22 protein-coding genes are annotated in these 21272 nt (G+C 63.4%); 9 read left to right on the plus strand and 13 right to left on the minus strand.

Annotation, left to right across the window (positions count from 1 at the left end):
• Position 1: 1 nt before the first annotated feature.
• The 3 genes from EJ069_RS09005 to EJ069_RS09010 form a co-directional block, all read right to left on the minus strand.
• Positions 2-292, minus strand: a complete 291-nt coding sequence (locus EJ069_RS09005; RefSeq protein WP_126061001.1) for a Dabb family protein — start codon at positions 290-292, stop codon at positions 2-4.
• 101 nt (positions 293-393) lie between these two features.
• The gene (locus tag EJ069_RS33715) at positions 394-522 is read right to left on the minus strand and encodes a hypothetical protein (RefSeq protein WP_278161972.1); all 129 of its coding nucleotides are present in this window, start codon (positions 520-522) and stop codon (positions 394-396) included.
• A 131-nt stretch (positions 523-653) separates the two neighbouring features.
• A complete protein-coding gene (locus tag EJ069_RS09010) occupies positions 654-1919 on the minus strand; it encodes an NAD(P)/FAD-dependent oxidoreductase (protein ID WP_126061002.1) in 1266 nt (421 codons plus the stop codon).
• A 172-nt stretch (positions 1920-2091) separates the two neighbouring features.
• Between EJ069_RS09010 and EJ069_RS09015 the strand changes: the two genes are divergently transcribed.
• Positions 2092-2751, plus strand: coding sequence for a 5-formyltetrahydrofolate cyclo-ligase (locus EJ069_RS09015; protein WP_126061003.1), 660 nt, complete (start codon positions 2092-2094; stop codon positions 2749-2751).
• Here EJ069_RS09015 and EJ069_RS09020 read toward each other — a convergent pair.
• Together EJ069_RS09020 and EJ069_RS09025 are read right to left on the minus strand one after the other, a co-directional pair.
• Positions 2748-3098: a hypothetical protein gene (locus EJ069_RS09020; RefSeq protein ID WP_126061004.1), complete on the minus strand. Its 351-nt coding sequence runs from the start codon at positions 3096-3098 to the stop codon at positions 2748-2750. The genes EJ069_RS09015 and EJ069_RS09020 overlap by 4 nt on opposite strands.
• A 39-nt stretch (positions 3099-3137) precedes the next feature.
• Positions 3138-3611, minus strand: coding sequence for an Lrp/AsnC family transcriptional regulator (locus EJ069_RS09025; protein ID WP_040994689.1), 474 nt, complete (start codon positions 3609-3611; stop codon positions 3138-3140).
• 213 nt (positions 3612-3824) lie between these two features.
• Here EJ069_RS09025 and ald point away from each other — a divergent pair, with 213 nt between their 5' ends.
• Positions 3825-4940: an alanine dehydrogenase gene (ald, locus tag EJ069_RS09030; RefSeq protein ID WP_126061005.1), complete on the plus strand. Its 1116-nt coding sequence runs from the start codon at positions 3825-3827 to the stop codon at positions 4938-4940.
• A gap of 439 nt (positions 4941-5379) precedes the next feature.
• Here the strand turns inward: ald and EJ069_RS09035 are convergent, their stop codons facing one another.
• The 6 genes from EJ069_RS09035 to EJ069_RS09060 form a co-directional block, all read right to left on the minus strand.
• On the minus strand, positions 5380-5847 hold the full coding sequence (locus tag EJ069_RS09035) for a DUF1203 domain-containing protein (RefSeq protein WP_126061006.1): 468 nt from the start codon (positions 5845-5847) through the stop codon (positions 5380-5382).
• A 245-nt stretch (positions 5848-6092) separates the two neighbouring features.
• The gene (locus EJ069_RS09040) at positions 6093-6650 is read right to left on the minus strand and encodes an OmpA family protein (protein ID WP_126061007.1); all 558 of its coding nucleotides are present in this window, start codon (positions 6648-6650) and stop codon (positions 6093-6095) included.
• A 109-nt stretch (positions 6651-6759) separates the two neighbouring features.
• A complete protein-coding gene (locus EJ069_RS09045) occupies positions 6760-7323 on the minus strand; it encodes a GNAT family N-acetyltransferase (RefSeq protein WP_126061008.1) in 564 nt (187 codons plus the stop codon).
• Complete coding sequence (gene sseA / locus EJ069_RS09050) at positions 7323-8174, minus strand: 3-mercaptopyruvate sulfurtransferase (protein ID WP_126061009.1); 852 nt, start codon at positions 8172-8174, stop codon at positions 7323-7325. The genes EJ069_RS09045 and sseA overlap by 1 nt, the downstream gene beginning before the upstream one ends.
• A 20-nt stretch (positions 8175-8194) precedes the next feature.
• Positions 8195-8938, minus strand: a complete 744-nt coding sequence (locus EJ069_RS09055; RefSeq protein ID WP_126064669.1) for an alanyl-tRNA editing protein — start codon at positions 8936-8938, stop codon at positions 8195-8197.
• A complete protein-coding gene (locus EJ069_RS09060) occupies positions 8938-9972 on the minus strand; it encodes a cysteine synthase A (RefSeq protein WP_126061010.1) in 1035 nt (344 codons plus the stop codon). Before EJ069_RS09060 ends, EJ069_RS09055 begins: the two co-directional genes overlap by 1 nt.
• Positions 9973-10163: 191 nt before the next feature.
• Between EJ069_RS09060 and EJ069_RS09065 the strand changes: the two genes are divergently transcribed.
• Positions 10164-11012, plus strand: a complete 849-nt coding sequence (locus tag EJ069_RS09065) for an SDR family oxidoreductase (RefSeq protein ID WP_126061011.1) — start codon at positions 10164-10166, stop codon at positions 11010-11012.
• An 84-nt stretch (positions 11013-11096) separates the two neighbouring features.
• On the plus strand, positions 11097-12086 hold the full coding sequence (locus EJ069_RS09070; protein ID WP_126061012.1) for an alpha/beta fold hydrolase: 990 nt from the start codon (positions 11097-11099) through the stop codon (positions 12084-12086).
• A gap of 56 nt (positions 12087-12142) precedes the next feature.
• Here EJ069_RS09070 and EJ069_RS09075 read toward each other — a convergent pair whose 3' ends face one another.
• Positions 12143-13600: a DEAD/DEAH box helicase gene (locus EJ069_RS09075; RefSeq protein WP_126061013.1), complete on the minus strand. Its 1458-nt coding sequence runs from the start codon at positions 13598-13600 to the stop codon at positions 12143-12145.
• A gap of 388 nt (positions 13601-13988) precedes the next feature.
• Between EJ069_RS09075 and EJ069_RS09080 the strand changes: the two genes are divergently transcribed.
• Genes EJ069_RS09080 through waaF form a run of 3 tightly spaced genes read left to right on the plus strand, consistent with a single transcriptional unit; the run spans position 13989 to position 17546 of the window.
• Positions 13989-15521: an acyl-CoA carboxylase subunit beta gene (locus tag EJ069_RS09080; protein WP_126061014.1), complete on the plus strand. Its 1533-nt coding sequence runs from the start codon at positions 13989-13991 to the stop codon at positions 15519-15521.
• Positions 15522-15540: 19 nt separating this feature from the next.
• Positions 15541-16482, plus strand: a complete 942-nt coding sequence (locus tag EJ069_RS09085) for a glycosyltransferase (protein WP_126061015.1) — start codon at positions 15541-15543, stop codon at positions 16480-16482.
• A gap of 59 nt (positions 16483-16541) precedes the next feature.
• Positions 16542-17546 carry a lipopolysaccharide heptosyltransferase II gene (gene waaF, locus EJ069_RS09090; protein ID WP_126061016.1) on the plus strand — a complete coding sequence of 335 codons (1005 nt, stop codon included), beginning with the start codon at positions 16542-16544 and terminating at the stop codon, positions 17544-17546.
• 18 nt (positions 17547-17564) lie between these two features.
• On the opposite strand, the gene EJ069_RS09095 is transcribed toward waaF, so the two are convergent.
• Entirely contained in the window at positions 17565-19082 is a 1518-nt protein-coding gene (locus tag EJ069_RS09095; RefSeq protein ID WP_126064670.1) for an NAD(P)H-hydrate dehydratase, read from the minus strand.
• A gap of 346 nt (positions 19083-19428) precedes the next feature.
• On the opposite strand from EJ069_RS09095, the gene EJ069_RS09100 reads away from it, so the two are divergent.
• Together EJ069_RS09100 and glnA are read left to right on the plus strand one after the other, a co-directional pair.
• Positions 19429-19767 carry a P-II family nitrogen regulator gene (locus tag EJ069_RS09100; RefSeq protein WP_018428041.1) on the plus strand — a complete coding sequence of 113 codons (339 nt, stop codon included), beginning with the start codon at positions 19429-19431 and terminating at the stop codon, positions 19765-19767.
• Positions 19768-19828: 61 nt separating this feature from the next.
• Positions 19829-21238, plus strand: a complete 1410-nt coding sequence (glnA, locus tag EJ069_RS09105; RefSeq protein WP_042642240.1) for a type I glutamate--ammonia ligase — start codon at positions 19829-19831, stop codon at positions 21236-21238.
• Positions 21239-21272: the final 34 nt, after the last annotated feature.

The following is a 21272-nucleotide window of genomic DNA, read 5'->3' on the forward strand; positions in this document are numbered from 1 at the left end:
TTCAGGCCGCGGCAACGACATCGGCCGAATAGCGCAGTTCGCGCATCGGCTTCACCTTGCTGGTCGTATCGGCGTAGATCGGATGCGCCTTGTAGGCGGCAAGTGCCGCCTCGTCCTCGAACTCGGCATAGACGACCACGTCGATCGCGTTGGAGAACAGATCGACCTTGGTGTTGAGCGTCACTTCGAAATGCTTGGAATGCGGAATCTTGCCCAGCGCCAGCAGGCCCGAGCGCACGGCCTCGACATCTTCCTTGCGCCGCACGCTGAAGAAAACGATGTGCCGGATCAAGCCAACCTCCGTGATCGTCGATTCAGCGGTGTTTTTGTGGGAGCGACGCCTGGGCGTCAACCGGCAACGATGTCGCGCCCGCGATATGCAACCGGCAAGGCTTATCCGGTGACTTGGCGCACGATGCGCGACATTTCCCGCACGGTCACGTCGAGATAGTGACCATGATTGTAGAGGCCATCCCAGATCAGGAAGAAGGCAATGGCTGCGATGACGATTACATAACGCATGGCTAAAACTAACGCATGTGGACGGCTGGAACCAGAGCGGGAGCGGCAGCGATCCTTCGAGTTCACGGCTTTTTGCGCCGGGCCGCTTCTCCGGGCCGATCACCAAGCCCTCGACAGCGGCGCCAAGGAAATCAGCTCTTGTCGTCGTCGCCCTGCGTGATCAGCCGGGCGCTGCGCTGACCGGTAAGATAAATCCATAGCCAGCTAAGCGAGACCGCCAGGCGGTTGCGAAAGTCGATCAGGAAATAGATGTGGGCGATGCCCCACAGCCACCAGGCGAGCCAGCCGGTGAGCTTAACCCAGCCGAAATCGATCGCGGCAGCGCGTTTGCCGATCGTCGCCAGATCGCCGGCATGATGGTATTGGAAAGGCCGCGTCGCCGTGTCGCCGGCGAGCCGCGCTTTGATCGTCGCGGCGACATGCTTGCCCTCCTGTTTGGCCGAGGGCGCCACGCCCGGCACCGGCTTTCCATCCGGCCGCAGCACATGCGCGGTGTCGCCGATGACGAAAATGTCCGGGCTGCCCGGCACGGTGAGGTCGGGTTCGACCAGCACCCTGCCCGCCCGGTCGGCGGAAGCGCCCAGCCATTCGGCCGCGGGCGAGGCCGCAACGCCGGCGGCCCAGATGATCGTCCTTGCCGGCAGCTGCTTGTCGCCAAAGACGACGCCGTCGGCGTCGAGTTGGGTGACGGGGCGGCCGAGCTCGACGGTGACGCCGAGCCGTTCAAGCGCCCTGCGGGCGTAGTCGGAAAGCTGCGGTGCGAAATTGGCCAGGATGCGGTCGCCGGCCTCGATCAGCACGACGCGCGCCTGGCGTGTGTCTATGTTGCGGAACTCGCCGCGTAGCGTGTCGTGCGCGAGTTCGACAATGGTGCCGGCGAGCTCGACGCCCGTCGGGCCGCCGCCGACGATGACAAACGTCAGCAACGCCTGGCGCCTGGTGGGATCGGTTTCGCGTTCGGCCTGCTCGAAGGCGAGCAGGATGCGGCGCCGGATCGTGGTGGCATCCTCGAGCGTCTTCAGCCCCGGCGCGAAGGGCTCCCATTCGTCGTGGCCGAAATAGGCATGGCGCGCACCGGTGGCGAGCACCAGCGTGTCGTAGGGAACGGAGCTGCCGTCTTGGAGCAGCACGCGCTTGCCGGCGCGGTCGACGCCGGTGACAGTGCCGAGAAGCGTCGTCACGTCCTTGCGCCTGCGTAAGAGATGACGGATCGGCCAGGCAACCTCCGAGGTCGCCAGCGACGTCGTCGCCACCTGATAGAGCAGCGGCTGGAACAGGTGGTGATTGCGCTTGTCGATCATGGTGATGCGCACCGGCGCACCAGCCAGCGCGCGGGTGAGTTCGAGCCCGCCGAATCCGGCGCCGACGACCACGACATGATGCCTGGCTTCGTTCATTTCATCCACCTCGCGGCGTAAAACTACCACATGGAATGTAGGTATTTTGTGCGCTGCAACAACATCTTGCCGGCTCTGAAACATGCCCCAGAGTCGTCGCGCGGCGTCGTGAATGCATATGTAGCGCGTGCTGCCGCAGGTATAGCGTGAGACCCCATGACAGGAGCCTATCATGGCTGACAATCGCGACGACGAAGGGCCGGCCCAATACGCATCACCGCCCTGCTTCATGCATGAACTCGATCCGGAATACCGGGAGCCGCCGTCCGATTGGACGGATATCAGGCGTTGGCGCAAGGCCGAACGCGAGCGGCTCATCAATGCGCGGCTTGCCGTCTCAGCCGATGCGCGCGCCGCCATGTCGGCACGTATCGCGGACGGCCTCGACGCGCTCATCGGCGACATAGAAAGCCGGATGGTCAGCCTCTATTGGCCGTTTCGCGGCGAGCCGGATCTGCGCGGCTGGATGGCCTCTATCAACGAGCGCGGCGGCCGCACCGCGCTGCCTGTCGTCATCGAGAAGGGTCAGCCGCTGATCTTTCGCGCCTACAGACCGGGCGACCGGCTGGAAAAGGGTGTCTGGAACATTCCGATCCCGGCCGAAGGCGACCCCGTCCTGCCCGACATCGTGATTTCGCCGATCGTCGGCATCGATCCAGGCAAGTATCGGCTGGGCTATGGCGGCGGCTTTTACGACCGCACGCTGGCCGCCATGCCGTTCAGGCCGCTGGTGATCGGCGTCGGCTATGAATTGCAGCGCATCCCCACCATCTACCCGCAGCCGCACGACATTGCGATGACGACTGTGGTGACGGAGGCGAATCCAGCCTAAACGGTCCAGGTCCAATCGATCGGATAGTGGAAAATCGGCGTGAAAGTGACGCCGACCGCCTCCATGTCCCTGCGGCCGTCGACGACCATCTCCTTCAGGGTGTTGAGTTGCGCCGCATGCTCGTCGGTATCCCAGACGCTAACTTGGACCATCTCGCCTTTCGGCGAGACGCCCGAATAAAAGTGGAGCAGCCCCGGGAGCCGTCTGACGGCTGGGATGATGTACTGCGCGGTTTTCTTGCTGGCGGCATCAACCTTGGCAAACCGAGCCGGATCGAAGCTGGCGCGCGAGATGCGGATGACGGAGGTTGTCGGCAATGACTCGGCGAGCGTAGTTCTTTCTGTCATATCGCAGCTGCTGCCTCCTACTGGTTATCAGTCCAGACCCTAGGCCATCTCCGGCCTCAAGCCGACCGCCGTGCGATCGACGATCTCGCGGAGCGCGAAGGACGAGTTGATCTTGGTCACATGCGGCATCGCCGACAGCCATTCCTTGTGGATGCGCTCATAGTCGACGAGATCCTTCGCCGCGATGCGCAGTATGTAGTCGTATTCGCCAGACATCAGATGGCAGGAGAGCACGTTCGGGCAGCGCTTGATCGCCGCCTCGAAGTCCGACAGCGTCTTTTCGAATTGCCCCGACAGCGATATGTGGACGATCGCCGTCATCTGGTGGCCGAGCGCGGAATTGGACAGCCTGGCGTGATAGCCGCGGATGGTTCCGGATTTTTCGAGATTGTCGAGCCTGCGCGAGCAGGCCGATTGCGAAAGGCCGACCTTTTCGGCAAGCGCCGCGTTGGGTATCCGGCCATCCTTCTGCAAAGTCTCCAGAATGGCGATATCAATCCTGTCGAGCGGCATTTTTCGTGGTTCCTGCGAATTTTCGGCTATTTCGCGCAACGATTATCGAAGAGCGATCCTTGCCGCAAGTGCATTCGCAAACACATACGGAACGATTCGTGGTTGACTGCGATTATTGCGTGTCGCCTCCAAATCGCGCGGCGTTCCGGAGCTGATGGCATGCACCAATGACAGGGAGAGCGCCCTTTGAAAGGCGAGGACAGGAGAAGAAAGATGCGTGTCGGCTGCCCCAAGGAAATCAAGAACCATGAATATCGCGTCGGCCTAACGCCCGGCTCGGTCCGCGAATATGTCGCGCATGGCCATGACGTGCTGGTCGAGACCGGTGCCGGCGCCGGCATCGGCGCCGACGACAATGCCTATCGCGCCGCTGGCGCTACCATCGCCAAGACGGCCGCCGACGTGTTCGCCAAGTCAGACATGATCGTCAAGGTCAAGGAACCGCAGCCCAATGAATGGGTGCAGCTGCGCGACGGCCAGATCCTTTACACCTACCTGCACCTGGCTCCGGATCCGGAGCAGACCAAGGGTCTTCTTGGCTCAGGCGTCACCGCGATTGCCTATGAGACCGTGACCGATGATCGCGGTGGCCTGCCGCTGCTCGCGCCGATGTCGGAAGTCGCCGGCCGCCTGTCGATCCAGGCCGGCGCTACCGCGCTGCAGAAGGCCAATGGCGGCCGCGGCGTGCTGCTTGGCGGCGTGCCGGGCGTGCTGCCCGGCAAGGTCACCGTGCTCGGCGGCGGCGTCGTCGGCCTGCATGCGGCCAAGATGGCGGCCGGCCTCGGCGCCGACGTCACCATCATCGACCGCTCGATCCCGCGCCTGCGCCAGCTCGACGACATTTTTGGCGGTCGCGTCCATACGCGCTACTCGACCGTCGAGGCGCTGGAAGAGGAATGCTTCTCGGCCGACGTCGTTATCGGCGCCGTGCTGATCCCGGGCGCCGCGGCGCCCAAGCTCGTCACCCGCGAGATGCTTTCCGGCATGAAGAAGGGCTCGGTGCTGGTCGATGTCGCGATCGACCAGGGCGGCTGCTTCGAGACCTCGCATGCCACGACGCACGCCGATCCGACCTATGAGGTCGATGGCGTCATCCACTATTGCGTCGCCAACATGCCGGGCGCCGTGCCGGTCACTTCGGCGCACGCGCTCAACAACGCGACGCTGCATTACGGCCTGCAGCTCGCCGACAAGGGCCTCAAGGCGCTGGTCGACGACCACCACCTGCGCAACGGCCTCAATGTCCATAAGGGCAAGATCACCAACCGCGCCGTCGCCGAAGCGCTCGGCTACGAAATGGTCGAGCCGAGGGCGGTGCTTGCCGCCTGACGGGCTCGCATAGCTTCATCCAGTCGCCCGCCGGTCATTCTGGCGGGCTTTTCTTTGCGCGCGAGCGTGTTCGTCGAGAAATCCGGGCAACAAAAAAGCGGAGCAAAAGCCCCGCTTCCTCGATGTTGCGATCTGCCGCCGGTCCATCCGCGGTCGACTGATCATCAACCATTGTTTTGTAGCGCGGTAGTACGACGGGAATACGACAGTTTGGAAGGCTCGGTTTTTCGTCTTCCGGCCATTATGCCCCTTGTGTGAAATGCTTCACATTCGCCCGGCGGGAAAGATGCCTAGACACGCAGTGCTACTGGCGGTCTGTGCTGCTTGCCGGGTTCGGACAATCCCGACCTGACAGCGCTTGCCGACAGCTTCTGTCAGACCCTCCAACGGCCCGCCCGACCATCGGCGGGCTTCTTTTTTGGGGCTTATCGGTTTGGGATCAGGCCCGCTCGATGCGGCATTGATAGCAATTGTTCCGCGCCGAGCGGACGTGGATGTAGGCGATGTCGTCGCGCTCAAGCAGTGTTGTCGCGCGCGCTGCGATATCGCCCGTCGGCGTGACGGCGCCGCTGCCATAGACGATGCGATCGTCCTTGCCATAGCCCCTGACGATATAGTCGCTGCTTGCGAGCATTTCCGGCAGCGCCTCCCCGTCGGCGGCGCGTTCGCATTCCTCGGCATGCAGGAAGATCGGGCCGGTCTCGGCATAGGGCTGAAGTTCCGGAAACGGCCGGTAGGCGACGATCAGGTAGCTGTCGCCCGCGGCGACGTTCTTCATGCAATGCCTGCAGGGCACGCCGTCGCCGTCGGAAATCCGGTGTTCCGGGGCGAGGCCATAGGTATCGGGCCCTCCCCGCTGCAAGGCGCGCACGGCTTCGGTCGGCAAGGCTTTGAACTGGATGCTCATGGCAAAATCTCCGGTGGCGATGTCCGGAAATTACGCCTTGGCGGCAGTGCCTCCCACCCGATTCCTGCCTTAGAGCGTTTCACCGTTTCACGGAAACGGCGAACCGCTCTATCCCTTTGTTTTGACGCAATTCCGGACGGAAAACCGCTCACGCTTTTCCTGGAATTGCTCTAGCGGCGCGCACATGAAGAGCCCGGCTGCTTGCGCAACCGGGCTCTCGACCATCGGCATTGTCGGACTGAGCGTTACCGCACGAAGTCGTCGAAGCGGCGCAGCGTCACGCGGCGGTTGCGCCAGTTCTCCTGCTGGGTCGGCACGAGCAGGAATTCCTCGCCATAGCCGACGGTTTCCAGCGCGAATGCGGGCACACCGAACTCGCCTACGAGGGTCCGCTTGAGGGAGGCGGCCCGGCGCTCGGACAGGACCTGGTTCGACTCGAAGGAGCCGACAGCGTCGGTGTGGCCCTCGATCAGGATGCGGGCGCCACGGTCGCGGCGCAGGATGCGATGGAGCGCGTCGGCGATGATCTCGACCTTGCCATATTGCGAGGGGGCGATGGCGGCCGAGCCGAACTCGAAATTGATCGACTGGATGTCGATCGAACGCGCCATGCGCCGCAGGTCCGGCCGGCGCTTGAACTCGCGAATGGTGACACGTTCATTGGGGCGCAGCTTCTTCCTGGGCGCGGCGTCGAGCTGCCGCTCGATGGTCGCGGCCGAAGGCGTGGTCGCCTGTGCGAATGCCAGGCTCGGCATGGCAATTGCCGCAATCGCGGCGAAGGCAAACATACGTCGGGTCAACATGTCTTTTCTCCCAGAAGCTCGGCCTCGTAATGCGGCCGGACAATGGCAAAGACAGTCTGAAGCGGCGATGAACGGAGCGTTCAGGCGCGAGGCAATTCCAGGGTACGGCTTAGCCTCGCATAACGCTGGCCGAGCGCTCGGCGAAGGTCAGCGGGTGTACGACTTCCTTCTTCTGCGCCACAGGCGTGAAGCCGAGTTTCTGGTAAAGCGGCAGAGCCGCCGGATGGTCGAGCGTGCAGGTCTGCACGGAGACGAACCTTGGCCCATATGCCCAGGCCGCCGAGATCGCCGCGCCGAGAAACCAGCGGCCGAGGCCCTGGCCATGCGCATGTTCCATCATGCCGAAATAGGCGAGCTCCACTTCGTCCGGAAGATGCGGCTTTAGGTCGAAGAAGCCGGCTGGAGCGCCGTCGAGATAGAGCACCCTGACGTCGCGGTCCTCGCGGTGCAGGCCGGCGGCAAGCTCCTCGTCGCTCATCCTCAGCACATTGACCCAGTGCCATTTGCGCCCGACGCGATCTATCAAATAGCGGTAGAAATGGAGCGGGATGTCCTTGGTCTTCAGCAGCGCGATCTGCCGGTTATAGGGGATTGGCGGCGAAACCGCGGGTGCGGCGTGCATCTCCAGGAACGTGACCGTGACATCGATAGCTTGCGGCGCGCCGTTTTCCATCACTCTTTCCCCGTCGCCACCGGCGTATCGCTGAGACTGCCCCATTCCGTCCACGAACCGTCGTAAAGCCGGTTGTCGGTATGGCCGAGCGTCTCCAGCGCCAGCGTGATCGCCGCCGCCGTGATGCCCGAGCCGCAGGAGGTGACGACCGGTTTCGACAAATCGATGCCGGCATCCTCGATCACCTTGCGCAAGCGGTCCTTGGGCAGCAGCTCGCCATTCTCGGCAAGCGCCGTGATCGGGACATTATGCGCGCCCGGCATATGGCCCGAACGGACGCCAGGGCGCGGCTCCGGATCGGTTCCGGCAAAGCGGCCGGCCGAGCGCGCATCGGCGATCTGGCTCTGGCGGCCCTCGACGATCCTGCGCATTTCGTCGAGGCCGACAACCCGGCCGGCATCGAAATCGGCATGGAAGACGCTCGGCGCGATCTTGGTCGGCTCGGACGTCACGGGCCGCCCCTCGGCCTTCCAGCGGTCGAAGCCACCGTTCAGAATATAGACCTGGAAAACGCCCATGACGCGGAACATCCACCAGGCGCGCGGCGCCGAGAACAGGCCAGGCCCGTCATAGATGATGATGGTGTCATCGGCCGTAACGCCCATGGCGCCGACATATTGGGCAAAGTGCTGCGGCGAAGCCAAAGTGTGCGGCAATTTGGAATCCGGATCGGAAACCGCATCCTGGTCGAGGAAGCGCGCACCGGGAATGTGCGCCGCATCGTATTCGGCGCGGGCGTCTCGCTTTTGCGCCGGCAGATACCAGGAGGCGTCGATGATGGTGAGGCCGGGCTCGCCAAGCTGCTTCTCCAGCCAGTCGGCGTCGACGATGAAGGGACTGTCCTGCGCCATTTTGTTCTCCATGGCCCGCCTCAATTCGCCGGCATCGGGCCGAAGCGGATGCGGAAGCGCCGGTTCTCGCGGCCCTTTTTCTCGATCTTGCCGATATGGATCTCGCCGACCTCGCCGGTCGACTTCACATGCGTGCCGCCACAGGGCTGGCTGTCGACCGAGCCGTTCTCGCCGATGCAGACCAGGCGGATTTTTCCTGTGCCGACCGGCGGGCGGACGTTCTTCGATTTGACCAGGCCGGGATTGGCCGCGAGCTCGTCGTCGGTAATCAAACGGGTGAAGACCGGATGGTCGGCGCGCACCAGCTCCATCAGCCGGGCCGTCACATCTTCCTTGGTGAAGCCGGTGTCGGGGATATCGAAGTCGACACGGCTGTCGTCCTCGGCGACCGCCGCTCCGGTGATCGGAAACGGGCAAACGACGGTCAGCAGGTGGCAGGCGGTATGCATGCGCATCAGAAGGTGCCGCCGCTCCCAGTCGATCGAGAGCTTCAGCCTTTCGCCGACTGCGGGGAGCGGCTGCTCCGGCGCCGGCACATGGATGATCTCGTCCTTGGTCTCGCCGGTGATGGTGGCGGCGATCGCGATGCGGCCGCCGTCCGCTCGTTCGAGCGTGCCGGTATCGCCCGGCTGTCCACCCGACGTGGCGTAGAAGATGGTGCGGTCGAGAAGGATGCCACCCCGATCGTTGATGGCGACAACCTCGGCCTCGGCCGTCGTCTGATAGGCGTCGTCGCGAAACAGCGCCTCCGTCTTGTGCGCCATCATGCTACCTTTTCGAACGGCACGGAAATGTCGGCCTTCTCTTCCATCCAGCCCGGCACCGGAAGGTTCTTGCCGCGCAGGAACTCCGGATTGAAGAGCTTGGACTGGTAGCGCGTGCCGTAGTCGGCAAGGATCGTCACGATGGTGTGGCCCGGTCCGAGCTCGCGCGCCAGCCGGATGGCGCCGGCGATGTTGATGCCGGTCGAGCCGCCGACACAGAGGCCCTCTTCCTGGATCAGGTCGAAGATGATCGGCAACGCTTCCTCGTCCGGGATCTGGTAGGAGAAGTCCGGCCTGAAGCCTTCCAGATTGGCGGTGATGCGGCCCTGCCCGATGCCTTCGGTGATCGAGCTGCCGTCGGATTTCAACTCGCCGCTGGTGTAAAAACTGTAGAGCGCGGCGCCCAGTGGATCGGCGAGCGCGATCTTGACGTCCTTGCTCTTGCCCTTGAGCCCCAGCGCGACACCGGCGAGCGTGCCGCCGGAGCCTACGGCCGAAACGAAGCCATCGACCTTGCCGCCGGTCTGGGCCCAGATCTCCTCGGCCGTCGTGCGGACATGACCGTCGCGGTTGGCGACATTGTCGAACTGGTTGGCCCAGATCGCGCCGTTCGGCTCCGAGCGTGCCAGTTGCTCGGCAAGCCGGCCGGACAGTTTTATGTAGTTGTTGATGTTCTTGTAGGGCACGGCCGGTACTTCGATGAGCTCCGCGCCCAGGATCTTGATCGTGTCCTTCTTTTCCTGGCTCTGCGTGTCGGGGATGACGATCACGGTGCGGTAGCCGAGCGCCTTGGCGACCAGCGTCAAGCCGATGCCGGTGTTGCCGGCAGTGCCTTCGACGATGAGCCCGCCGGGCTTGAGCAGCCCGCGCTGTTCGGCGTCGCGGATGATGAACAGGCCGGCCCGATCCTTCACCGATTGCCCCGGATTCATGAACTCGGCCTTGCCGAGGATCTCGCAGCCGGTCGCTTCCGAAGCCTTGTTAAGCCGGATCAGGGGCGTGTTGCCGATCGCTTCGATCACTGAACGGGGCATGTGGGATTCCTTCATGTGTGCGGCGAGACCCTAAAAACCGGACGCCGCGGTTTCAAGGCAAGATTTTGCCTGGTCCAGTCGCATTGCGGATGGTGCAACGCTCGCAACCATTTCAGTGCCAGGTGCAAAACCGCTCTTTTCAACCGAATTCTCCGCCGCTAGAGCAAACCGGAACATCCGCAGGACACCCTATGACACTCTACCGGGCCAATCCGAAAGACGGTGTCGCCTGGATCACAGGCGGCAGCAGCGGGCTTGGTCGCGCGCTGGCCAAGGATCTCGCCAATCAAGGCTATGCCGTGGCGGTGACGTCGCTGCCGGAAGATCCAGCCGACACGCTGATCGTCGAAACGGCGCAAATGTCCGGGCATGTGAGGTCCTTTCCCTGCGACGTCACCGACGAGCAGGGCATGGCCCGCACGGCCGCCGCGATCGAGGAGCAGATGGGGCCGATCGTGCTCGCCGTGTTCAACGCCGGCAACTACATCGCCACCCCCGGAGAGAATCTGGTGGTGCGCGATTTTCATCGTTCCTTCGCCGTGAACTATTTCGGCATCGTCAACGGCGTGGTGCCTGTAGTCGAGCATATGCGCGTACGCGGACGCGGCCATGTCGTTCTTGTCGGATCGGTCACCGCCTATTCCGGCTGGCCGACAACGGCGGCCTATGGCGGCACCAAGGCCGCGATCAACATCTTGGCGGAGTCGCTGAAATACGACTTCGACAAGATGAACATCCGCATCCAGGTCATCAATCCGGGGTTCATCGACACGCCTTTGACCGAAAAGAACAAGCTGCCGATGCCGGGCCTCATGCCTGTGCATCGCGCGTCGCGCCGCATGGCGCGCGGCATCAGGAAGGGCGGCTTCGAAGTCACCTTCCCGTATCACATAAGCTGGCCGGTGAAGCTGCTCGGCCTGCTGCCGCGGCCGATCGGCCGCTTCGTCATCGGACTCACCACCCACTGGTGGGGTCGGCCGCTGCATTTCGATCGCAGGCCGGCGGGCAAAAAAGACCCGTCCCGCGACAAGGCGACATGAACCGGCGCGACATAAGCCGGCGAAACGGCGATTGCCTGCCGGCGGGGACGGCCATAGGTTGAGAATCATTGCTTGGAGACTGGAATGGGGCGGCGGATCGTGCTGGCGGTGCTTGGCCTTGCAGTCATGCTGGTCGCCGGCTTCTTTCTCGGCCCGCGCGTGCCGGTAGACACCACAATCCGCTTCAATCCATCGGTGATCGGCGACGATCCGCAGGCCTATCTGGCGCGTGAAGAGGCTGCCGTGCCCAACATCCGCGACGGGCTCGACAAGGAGATCATCTGGGCAAACCCGATGGTCCACGCCAAGACGCCTTTGGCCATCGTCTACATCCACGGCTTTTCCGCCTCTAAAGGCGAGGTCCGCCCCTTGCCGGACGAAATTGCGGATGAACTGGACGCCAACCTCTTCTACACGCGGCTGACCGGCCACGGCCAGGACGGCGCGGCCATGGCGCAAGGCAGCGTCAATGCCTGGATCAACGACTATGAGGAGGCTTTGGCCATCGGCCGCGAAATCGGCGACAAGGTGATCGTCATCGGCACCTCGACCGGCGGCTCGCTGGCGGCATGGGCAGCGACAGAGCCGGGTGCTTCCGACGGTGTCGCGGCCATCGCATTCATCTCACCGAATTTCGGCGTCAAGGCCTCCGGCGCGGAGTTGCTGACCATGCCCTGGGGCAGGCAGATTGCAGAGCTTGTCGGCGGCAAGGAGCGCAGCTTCCCGGCACGCAACGCGCTGCACGAAAAATTCTGGACCACGAAATATCCAATGAGGGCAGTGCTGCCGATGGCGGCGCTCACCGAGCTGGCCTATGCCGCGCCGGTCGAGAAGGCAAAGATACCTGCCCTGTTCATCTTCTCGGATTCCGACAAGGTGGTGCGGCCGGACCGGACGCGCGAGATCGCCGGGCGCTGGGGCGGTCCGCACGAGCTGGTGCCGGTCGACGATACCGGCGATCCAGACAATCACGTCATTGCCGGCGATGTGTTGTCGCCGCAGACCACACGCTTTCTAACGGAGCGTATCGTGGTCTGGGTGAAGGCGCTGATGCAGCAGCAATCTGGCCAGTGAAACGAAAAACGGCCGGAGCATTCGCTCAGGCCGTTCCTCGATCGGATTTGATGGGTTCAAGCAGCGCGGTTCGCCGGACGCTTGCCGCCGAAGCGGCGCTTGTTGTTGCCCTTGAAGCGCTTGAAACTGCCGGACTTGCGCTCGCCGTTCGGCTGGGCGGCCGCCGGGCGTTCGCCCTGCGGCTTCGGTCCGCGCTCGCCATTGGGCTTGCCGGCGAAGTGCTTCTTGCCACCGCCATTGCCCGGTCGGCGGCCATCGCGGCGGCCGCCATGATGCTCGCGGTCATTGGCCGGCTCGAAATGGCGCTCGGTCTTTTCCCTGGGGTCGCGCTGCGGATCCGGGCTGCCGAGGTGGTCGGCAACGACCGGCAGCTTCATGCGGATGATGCGCTCGACCTGCCGCAGTTTGGCATTCTCCGAAGGATCGCAAAGCGTGATCGCGATGCCGTCCCTGCCGTTGCGACCCGTCCGGCCGATGCGGTGGACATAGCTTTCCGCCTCGTCCGGCAGGTCGAAATTCACGACATGGCTGATGCCGGGCACGTCGATGCCGCGCGCCGCGATGTCGGTCGCGACCAGGATGCGGACCGAGCCGTCGCGGAAATCGTTGAGCGCCTTCTGACGGGCGTTCTGCGACTTGTTGCCGTGGATGACGGCGGCTTCAAAACCGTCGCGCACAAGATCCTTGGTGACACGATCGGCGCCATGCTTTGTGCGCGAGAACACGATCACCGTGCGCATCGCCTCGTCGGCCAGCATCTTGGACAGCACCTGGCGTTTCTGCCTTGTGCGGGCAAGCACCACGCTCTGCACGATCTCGGCGGCGGTCGTGCTCTGCGGCGAGACCTCGACGCGGACCGGATTCTTCAGCAGGCCCTTGGCAAGCTCGGCGATCTCGTCGGGCATGGTTGCCGAGAACAGCGCAGTCTGGCGATCCGGCGCGGTCGCCTTGGCGATGCGCTTGACGTCGTTGATGAAACCCATGTCGAGCATGCGGTCGCCCTCGTCGAGGACGAGCCATTTGGTGTCGGCAAGGATGAGGTCGCCTTCCCGCACCAGATCGGTCAGCCGTCCAGGCGTGGCGATCAGGATGTCGACGCCGGGCGCGATCTTCTTCACCTGGCTGAAGCGCGAGACGCCGCCGAGCACCAGCGCGGTCGAGATATGCGCGCCCTTGGCGAGCAGCTTGATGGTGTCCTCGATCTGCACGGCGAGCTCGCGCGTCGGCGCCAGGATCAGCGCGCGCGCCGTCTTTGGCCGGCGCTTGGTGCCGAGGCCGATGATCTTCGACAGGATCGGCAACGCGAAGGCGGCCGTCTTGCCAGAACCGGTCTGGGCGATGCCGAAAATGTCGCGGCCTTCGAGCTGCGGCGGGATGGCCTGCACCTGGATCGGCTTCGGCTCGGTGAAGCCGGCGGCCAGCGTAGCCTTCAGCAGCGCGCCGCCGATGCCAAGGGCCGCGAAACCGGAGAGTTCCCCAGCGTCGTTGTTGGGGAGAGTGTTTTCGTTGGTCAAATTTATCTTCTTTCAAGCGGCGCAATCGCCGCAAACGTCGATGGCGGCAGGGCGCAACCTGCCGTCGAAACAAATATCAGGAAACGACAAGGCGGCGGACGGGAAACGTCCGCGCGGCTGCGCTGTCGTGCCCGCGGACGTCGTGCCCCGGGGCTTTTTCGCCGTCTTGCCGATCGACCGAGGCCGATGTGAAAGAGGGAAAACAGACGCAACCAGTCTCATTCGTGGAGAAAGCCGGACAAGCCGGCCCAAGCGCCTATGCCGCTGCATATGGCCGAGTCCGGCCCGAAATGCAAGGGGGCATGTTGCAATGCAGCAAAACGAGGGTGCTTGCGCTCTCCTGCCCTCGCCATTACCACAAACCACTTATCCGTTTTGGGGACCAGCGATGAAAGACGTGCTGAAGGAACTCGAACGCCGCCGCGAGATTGCCCGCATGGGCGGCGGCAAGGACCGTATCGAGGCGCAGCACAAGAAGGGCAAGCTCACCGCCCGCGAGCGTATTGAGGTCTTCCTCGATGAGGGCTCGTTCGAGGAGTTCGACATGTATGTCGAGCATCGCTCGACCGATTTCGGCATGGAGAAGACCAAGATCGCCGGCGACGGCGTCGTCACCGGCTGGGGCACGGTCAACGGCCGCCCGGTGTATATCTTCGCCAAGGATTTCACCGTGTTCGGCGGCTCGCTGTCGGAGGCGCATGCCGAGAAGGTCATCAAGGTGCAGGAGATGGCGCTGCGCAATCGCGCGCCGATCATCGGGCTCTATGACGCAGGCGGCGCGCGCATCCAGGAAGGCGTGGCGGCGCTCGGCGGCTATGCCGAGATTTTTCAGCGCAACGTGCTGGCCTCCGGCGTCATCCCGCAGATCTCGCTGATCATGGGTCCTTGCGCCGGCGGCGATGTCTATTCGCCGGCCATGACCGATTTCATCTTCATGGTGCGCGACACTTCCTACATGTTCGTCACCGGACCGGATGTGGTGAAGACGGTGACCAATGAGACGGTGACCGCAGAAAGCCTCGGCGGCGCTTCCGTCCACACGACCAAATCCTCGATTGCGGACGGCGCCTATGACAACGATGTCGAGGCGCTGCTGCAGATGCGCCGGCTGGTCGATCTGTTGCCGGCTTCGAACACCGCCGAGATCCCCGAGATCGAGTGCTACCAGTCGGTGACGGACCACGACCTGTCGCTCGACCGGCTGATCCCCGACAACGCCAACAAGCCCTATGACATCAAGGAACTGATCCTGAAGGTCGCCGACGAAGGCGACTTCTTCGAAATCCAGCAGAGTTTTGCGAGAAACATCGTCACTGGCTTCGGTCGCGTCGAAGGGCGTACGGTGGGCTTCGTCGCCAACCAGCCGATGGTGCTGGCCGGCGTGCTCGATTCCGACGCCAGCCGGAAGGCGGCGCGCTTCGTGCGCTTCTGCGACTGTTTTTCGATTCCCATCGTCACCTTCGTCGACGTGCCGGGTTTCCTGCCTGGCACCGCGCAGGAATATGGCGGGCTGATCAAGCATGGCGCCAAGCTGCTCTTCGCCTATGCCGAAGCGACCGTGCCGAAGATCACCGTCATCACACGGAAGGCCTATGGAGGGGCTTACGACGTCATGGCGTCGAAGCATCTGCGCGGCGACATGAACTATGCCTGGCCGACGGCGCAGATCGCCGTGATGGGCGCCAGGGGCGCGGTCGAGATCATCTACCGCAAGGACATCGGTGACCCGGAGAAAATCGCGGCTCATACAAAGACTTACGAGGATCGCTTCCTGTCGCCCTTCGTCGCCGCGGAACGCGGTTATGTCGATGAGGTGATCATGCCGCATTCGACCCGCCGCCGGGTGGCGCGCGCGTTGCGCATGCTGCGCAACAAGGACATGCAGAACCCCTGGAAGAAGCACGACAACATCCCGTTGTGAGAAGCCGCGCCGACAAGAAATGCGCATAACCCTTGCAGCTCAGAGCCTTATTCCGGCCAAGGGGTATGGCGGAACGCAGCGCCAGGTCGAATGGCTGGTCACCGAACTGGTCAGGCTCGGGCACCATGTCGTCCTGATCGCCGCGCCGGGATCGTCGCACCCGATGTGCGAGGTCAGGCATGCGGTCAGCGAAGCCGAGTGCAGGGCGGCGATCCCCCGCGACACGCAGATCGTCAATCTCCACGCCTGGAAAGTCGAGGTCCCCTACCCGACGCTCAACACCGAGCACGGCCACCTTCCGGACTATCCGCGGCCGCAGCCCAACTGGAACTTCCTCAGCGCCCGTCATGCCGAGCTGCATGGCCGCAAGACCTTCGTCTACAACGGGTTTCCTGTGGACGCCTACCGGCTGACGGTGACGAAGAACGATCATCTCTTCTTCATGGCGGCGATTGCGCGCGCCGGAAAGGGGCTGAATCGCGCGGTGGATCTTGCCAAGAAATTCGACTTCATCCTTGATATCGCCGGCGGCTCACGCTGGAAGCTGCTCGGCCGAAGCAAGACGCGCCGCGAGGGCGTGTTTTTCAAGAGCCTTTCCGCCCGCTACCGCTTTCACGGCATGGTCGATGGCCAGGACAAGCTGCGCCTGCTTGGGGAATCGAAGGCATTTCTAAACCCGATCTCGTGGGAAGAGCCGTTCGGCATGGCGCAGGTCGAGGCGATGTTGTGCGGCACTCCCGTGCTCACCACACCGCGCGGCGCGCTCGTGGAAACCGTCGATGCCGATACCGGGCGCTTCTTCCAGACCGACGAGGAGTTCGGGCGCGGTCTTGCTGAGATCGGAGGCCTGTCGGCGCAACGATGCCGCCAGTCGGCCGCTGACAGGTTCCCGATCGAGAAGACGGCGAAGGCCTATCTGGAACTCTATGCGCGCATCCTTGATGGCGAAGCGCTTCCGTGACAAATCACCGTCATATTAGCCATTGGTAGCGATTGTTCCGGATCTAAAGGTAGCGCCCGTTGCGTCCCATCCTAGTCTTCTGCTTGCCGGCGATCGGAGACTTCATCCGTTGCCATTCGGCAATCCAGATTCTGGCCGAGAAGTTTCCCGGGCATCCGATCGACGTCGCCACCTCGCCGCTTGCCGCGCCACTGGCGCGGTTGATGCCGCATATCCGCAAGACATGGATTGTCGAGAAGCACTGGAAGCCCGGGCTGAAACAACGGGCCGGTCTGGCGCGCGAAATCCGCAAGGAGAACTACCAGGCGGCCTATATGCTCACCAGCAGCACCAAGGCCGCGCTCGTGCCATGGCTGGCCGGCATACCGGAACGCATCGGCTATCCACGGGAATTCCAGTTCGGCATCATCAACCGCCTGCCTGCCGGCTGGCTGAAGAGCTTCCTGGCGTTCGGTCCGCGCAAGACCAGATTGTACGAACAGGTCTGCGCCATCGCGATGCTGGGTGAAAAGCCAGCCCACCGCATGCGGTTGCCTGCGCCGCAAATGGCTATTTCGGCCGAAGAGCTTTCCGATTGGCGCGCCCGACACGGGATCGACCCTGCGCGACCGGCGCTGGCGCTTTACACGTCCGCTTTCACCAATTTCCGCTCATGGCCGGCGGAGCGTTTCATCTCGGTAGCGAAGGATCACGCCCGGCGCGGCTGGTCGGTTTGGCTCATCGGCGGCCCACGAGAACGCGAGGCCGCCGCGCAGATCCGGGCAGCGCTTCCGGAGGCAGTGGATTTCACGTCGACACCCCAACTGACCGACGCCATGTGCCAGATCGCCGCCTCGACCGTCTTCCTCGGCGTTGATGGGGGCCTCTGCCATGCGGCCGCAGCCTTGGGCGGACCATGCGTGCTTATCTTCGGATCAAATCGGTCTTATGAGACAGGGCCTGTAAACGATCAGGTGCGTTATCTCGAGCCGCCGATTTCGACGCCGAGCTGGGTGCTTGATACACGCGGTGTCAGCGAGGAGCGGGTTCTCGCGGCCTTGGCCGACGCAGCATCTGGAAAATGAATCTGAGCCCCGTCCGAATCATCGGGGAGTGCCCTCCAGCAGGTCGCGAAGAACCGGCAGCATGGCCAAGGGCAGGTCTTCGGCTATCAAGCCCGGCCCAAAACGGCTGCCGGCCTCGGCATGGATCCAGACCCCGGCGCAAGCCGCTTCGAAGGCCGGCATGCCCTGGGCAAGGAGGCCCGCGATGATACCTGCCAGCACGTCGCCCGAACCGGCGGTGGCAAGCCAGGGCGCGCCATTGCCGTTGATCGCGGCGCGGCCGTCCGGCGCGGCGATCACGCTGTCGGCGCCCTTGTAGACAATCACGGCGTTGGCGCGCTGAGCGGCTTCGCGCGCCTTGGCCAGCTTCGACAACGCCTTGTTGCCCGCAATGTCCGCGAACAGCCTGCCGAACTCACCCTCATGCGGCGTCATGATCAACGCTGGCGCATCCGGTCTGCCGGCTGCCTCGAACAGCGTCGAGGCTCCATTGCGGAAGGAGGTGATGCCGTCGGCGTCGAGCACGAGGCCCTCGACGCCGCCGTCCTGGCGCTTCCTGGCCAGCACGGCGAGCGTGAAATCGCGCGCCTTGTCGCCGATGCCGAAGCCGGGGCCGAGGACAAAGCTGGACGGCCGGCGATCGCCGATCAGGTCATGCACGTCCTCGATCGCGTCAACCTTGCGCAGCATGATGGAAGTCAGATGCGCCGCGTTGACCTGCATGGCGTTTGCCGGCGAGAGCACGGTGACGGCCCCTGCCCCGCTTCTTGCGGCCGCCAGCGCCGACAGCCGCGCCGCGCCGGTGGCCGATGGTCCGCCCGAAAAGACGCTCGTATGGCCGCGCTTGTATTTGTGCGCGTCGACCGCCGGCGCCGGAAAGTTCGCGATCCAAAGCCCGGGCCGGTTCTCGAAGGTCCTTGGCGCGATCTCGTCGATGATCTCGTCGCGAATGCCGATATCGGCCAACACGATCTCGCCGCATCGCTCGCGGCCCGGCAGCAGCAGGTGCCCGAGCTTCTTTCGCGCGAAGGTCACCGTGAGGACCGCGCGAAATGCCGAGCCAAGAACTTCGCCGCTATCGCCGGAAACGCCCGAAGGCAGGTCGATCGCGACAACCGGCAAGTTCATCGCTGTCACGATTTCGACCGCGGCCTTGGCGTCGCCGGTGAGAGGCTTCGACAAGCCTGCGCCAAAGAGCGCGTCGACGACCAGCGAACCGACTTCGGGAGTGAGGGCCGACAGCGGGCGCCGCTCCAGGGTGCAGGCAGCCGCCGCGAGCGCGGCGCCACTGCCTGCCCGCGGTTCGCCCAACGCCCACAGAGCCACATCGACGCCGGCCTCGGCCAACAGCCGCGCCACGACATAACCGTCGCCGCCATTGTTGCCGGGGCCGCAAAGCACATGCGCCCTCTTCGCGTCCGGGTGGCGCGCCAGCACCAGGGTCGCGACCGCTTCGCCGGCGCGTTGCATCAGACCATAGCCGTCGAGCGGCCCGGCCGCGATCGCTAGTCTGTCCGCCTCGGCCATTTCGGTCGTCGATAGAAGTTCATTGCGCATGGGATTGCCGATCTCCGTGCGATCAAGCATTGTCCAGTTTTCGGTTCGAAGCAAACCGCCGCGGCCGCGCATCGTTTGCAGATGCGGCCGCATCCGAGAGGGGTCTGATTGCTATTTGCGCTTCCTGCCCATTTTTTATGCAGGATTGAGGAGGGGCGATGTATAGGGTTTGGGCGTCCATGCCGCATCCGGCGCAGCGGATGACGCGAATTTGCATCCGGGCCCGATGCGGAATCGAAAAGGCCCTGTACCGTCTCCTCCCCTCTGGATTGGCACGGTTCGTGCTAGATGGAGGCGCAAGCGGGGTACACAACCCGTCTTCTTGGCAGTGGAGGCCATTTTTTACATGAAAAAGATCGAAGCGATCATCAAGCCATTCAAGCTGGACGAAGTGAAGGAAGCGCTTCAAGAGGCCGGGCTGCAAGGCATCACCGTCACCGAGGCCAAGGGTTTCGGCCGTCAAAAGGGGCATACCGAGCTTTATCGCGGCGCCGAATATGTCGTCGACTTCCTGCCCAAGGTGAAGATCGAAGTGGTGCTGGGCGACGAAGCCGTTGAAGGCGCCATCGAGGCCATCCGGAAAGCGGCGCAAACGGGCCGTATCGGCGATGGAAAAATCTTCGTTTCCAACATAGAGGAAGTCGTGCGAATCCGCACCGGCGAGACCGGTATCGACGCCATCTGACGTCCCCCATCTTTCTGCAACGTCATCATCAAAAACACGTCATCACACAGGGATACATGACATGACGACAGCCAAAGACATCATGAAGCAGATCAAGGACAACGACGTGAAGTTCGTCGACCTGCGCTTCACCGATCCACGCGGCAAGCTGCAGCATGTGACGATGGATGTCGTCGAGGTCGAGGAAGACATGTTCGCCGATGGCGTCATGTTCGACGGCTCCTCGATCGCCGGCTGGAAGGCAATCAACGAGTCCGACATGGTGCTGATGCCCGACACGGATACCGTCCACATGGATCCGTTCTTCGCGCAGTCGACCATGGTCATCCTGTGCGACATCCTCGATCCGATCTCGGGCGAAGCCTACAACCGCGATCCGCGCGGCACCGCCAAGAAGGCCGAAGCCTACATGAAGTCGGAAGGCATCGGCGACACCATCTATGTCGGCCCCGAAGCCGAGTTCTTCGTGTTCGACGACGTGAAGTACAAGGCAGACCCCTACAACACCGGATTCCGCCTTGACTCCACCGAACTGCCGTCCAATGACGACACCGACTACGAGACCGGCAATCTCGGCCACCGTCCGCGCATCAAGGGCGGCTATTTCCCGGTGCCGCCGATCGATTCCGCCCAGGACATGCGCTCCGAAATGCTGACCGTGCTGGCCGAGATGGGCGTGCGCGTCGAGAAGCACCACCATGAAGTCGCCGCCGCCCAGCACGAGCTCGGCATCAAGTTCGACACGCTGGTGCGCAACGCCGACAAGATGCTGATCTACAAGTATGTCGTGCACCAGGTCGCCAATGCCTACGGCAAGACGGCCACCTTCATGCCGAAGCCGGTGTTCGGCGACAACGGCTCGGGCATGCATGTGCACCAGTCGATCTGGAAGGGCGGCAAGCCGACCTTCGCCGGCAACGAATATGCGGGCCTCTCCGAAACCTGCCTCTATTACATCGGCGGCATCATCAAGCACGCCAAGGCGATCAACGCCTTCACCAACCCGCTCACCAACTCCTACAAGCGTCTGGTGCCAGGCTATGAAGCGCCGGTGCTGCTCGCCTATTCGGCGCGCAACCGATCCGCGTCCTGCCGCATTCCGTTCGGCTCCTCGCCGAAGTCGAAGCGCGTCGAGGTCCGCTTCCCCGATCCGGGCGCGAATCCCTATCTCGGCTTCGCCGCCATGCTGATGGCCGGCCTCGACGGCATCAAGAACAAGATCCATCCCGGACAGCCGATGGACAAGGACCTCTACGACCTGCCGCCGAAGGAATTGAAGAAGATTCCGACCGTCTGCGGCTCGCTGCGCGAGGCATTGCAGAACCTCGACAAGGATCGCGGATTCCTCAAGGCCGGCGGCGTGTTCGACGACGATCAGATCGATGCGTATATCGAACTCAAGATGGCCGAGGTGATGCGCTTCGAAATGACCCCGCATCCGGTCGAGTACGACATGTACTATTCGGTCTGACGACCGAACTTCTCCGCATCGGCGACAAAGACGG

Origin of the sequence: Mesorhizobium sp. M2A.F.Ca.ET.043.05.1.1 (assembly GCF_003952445.1) — a bacterium.
GTDB lineage: Bacteria > Pseudomonadota > Alphaproteobacteria > Rhizobiales > Rhizobiaceae > Mesorhizobium.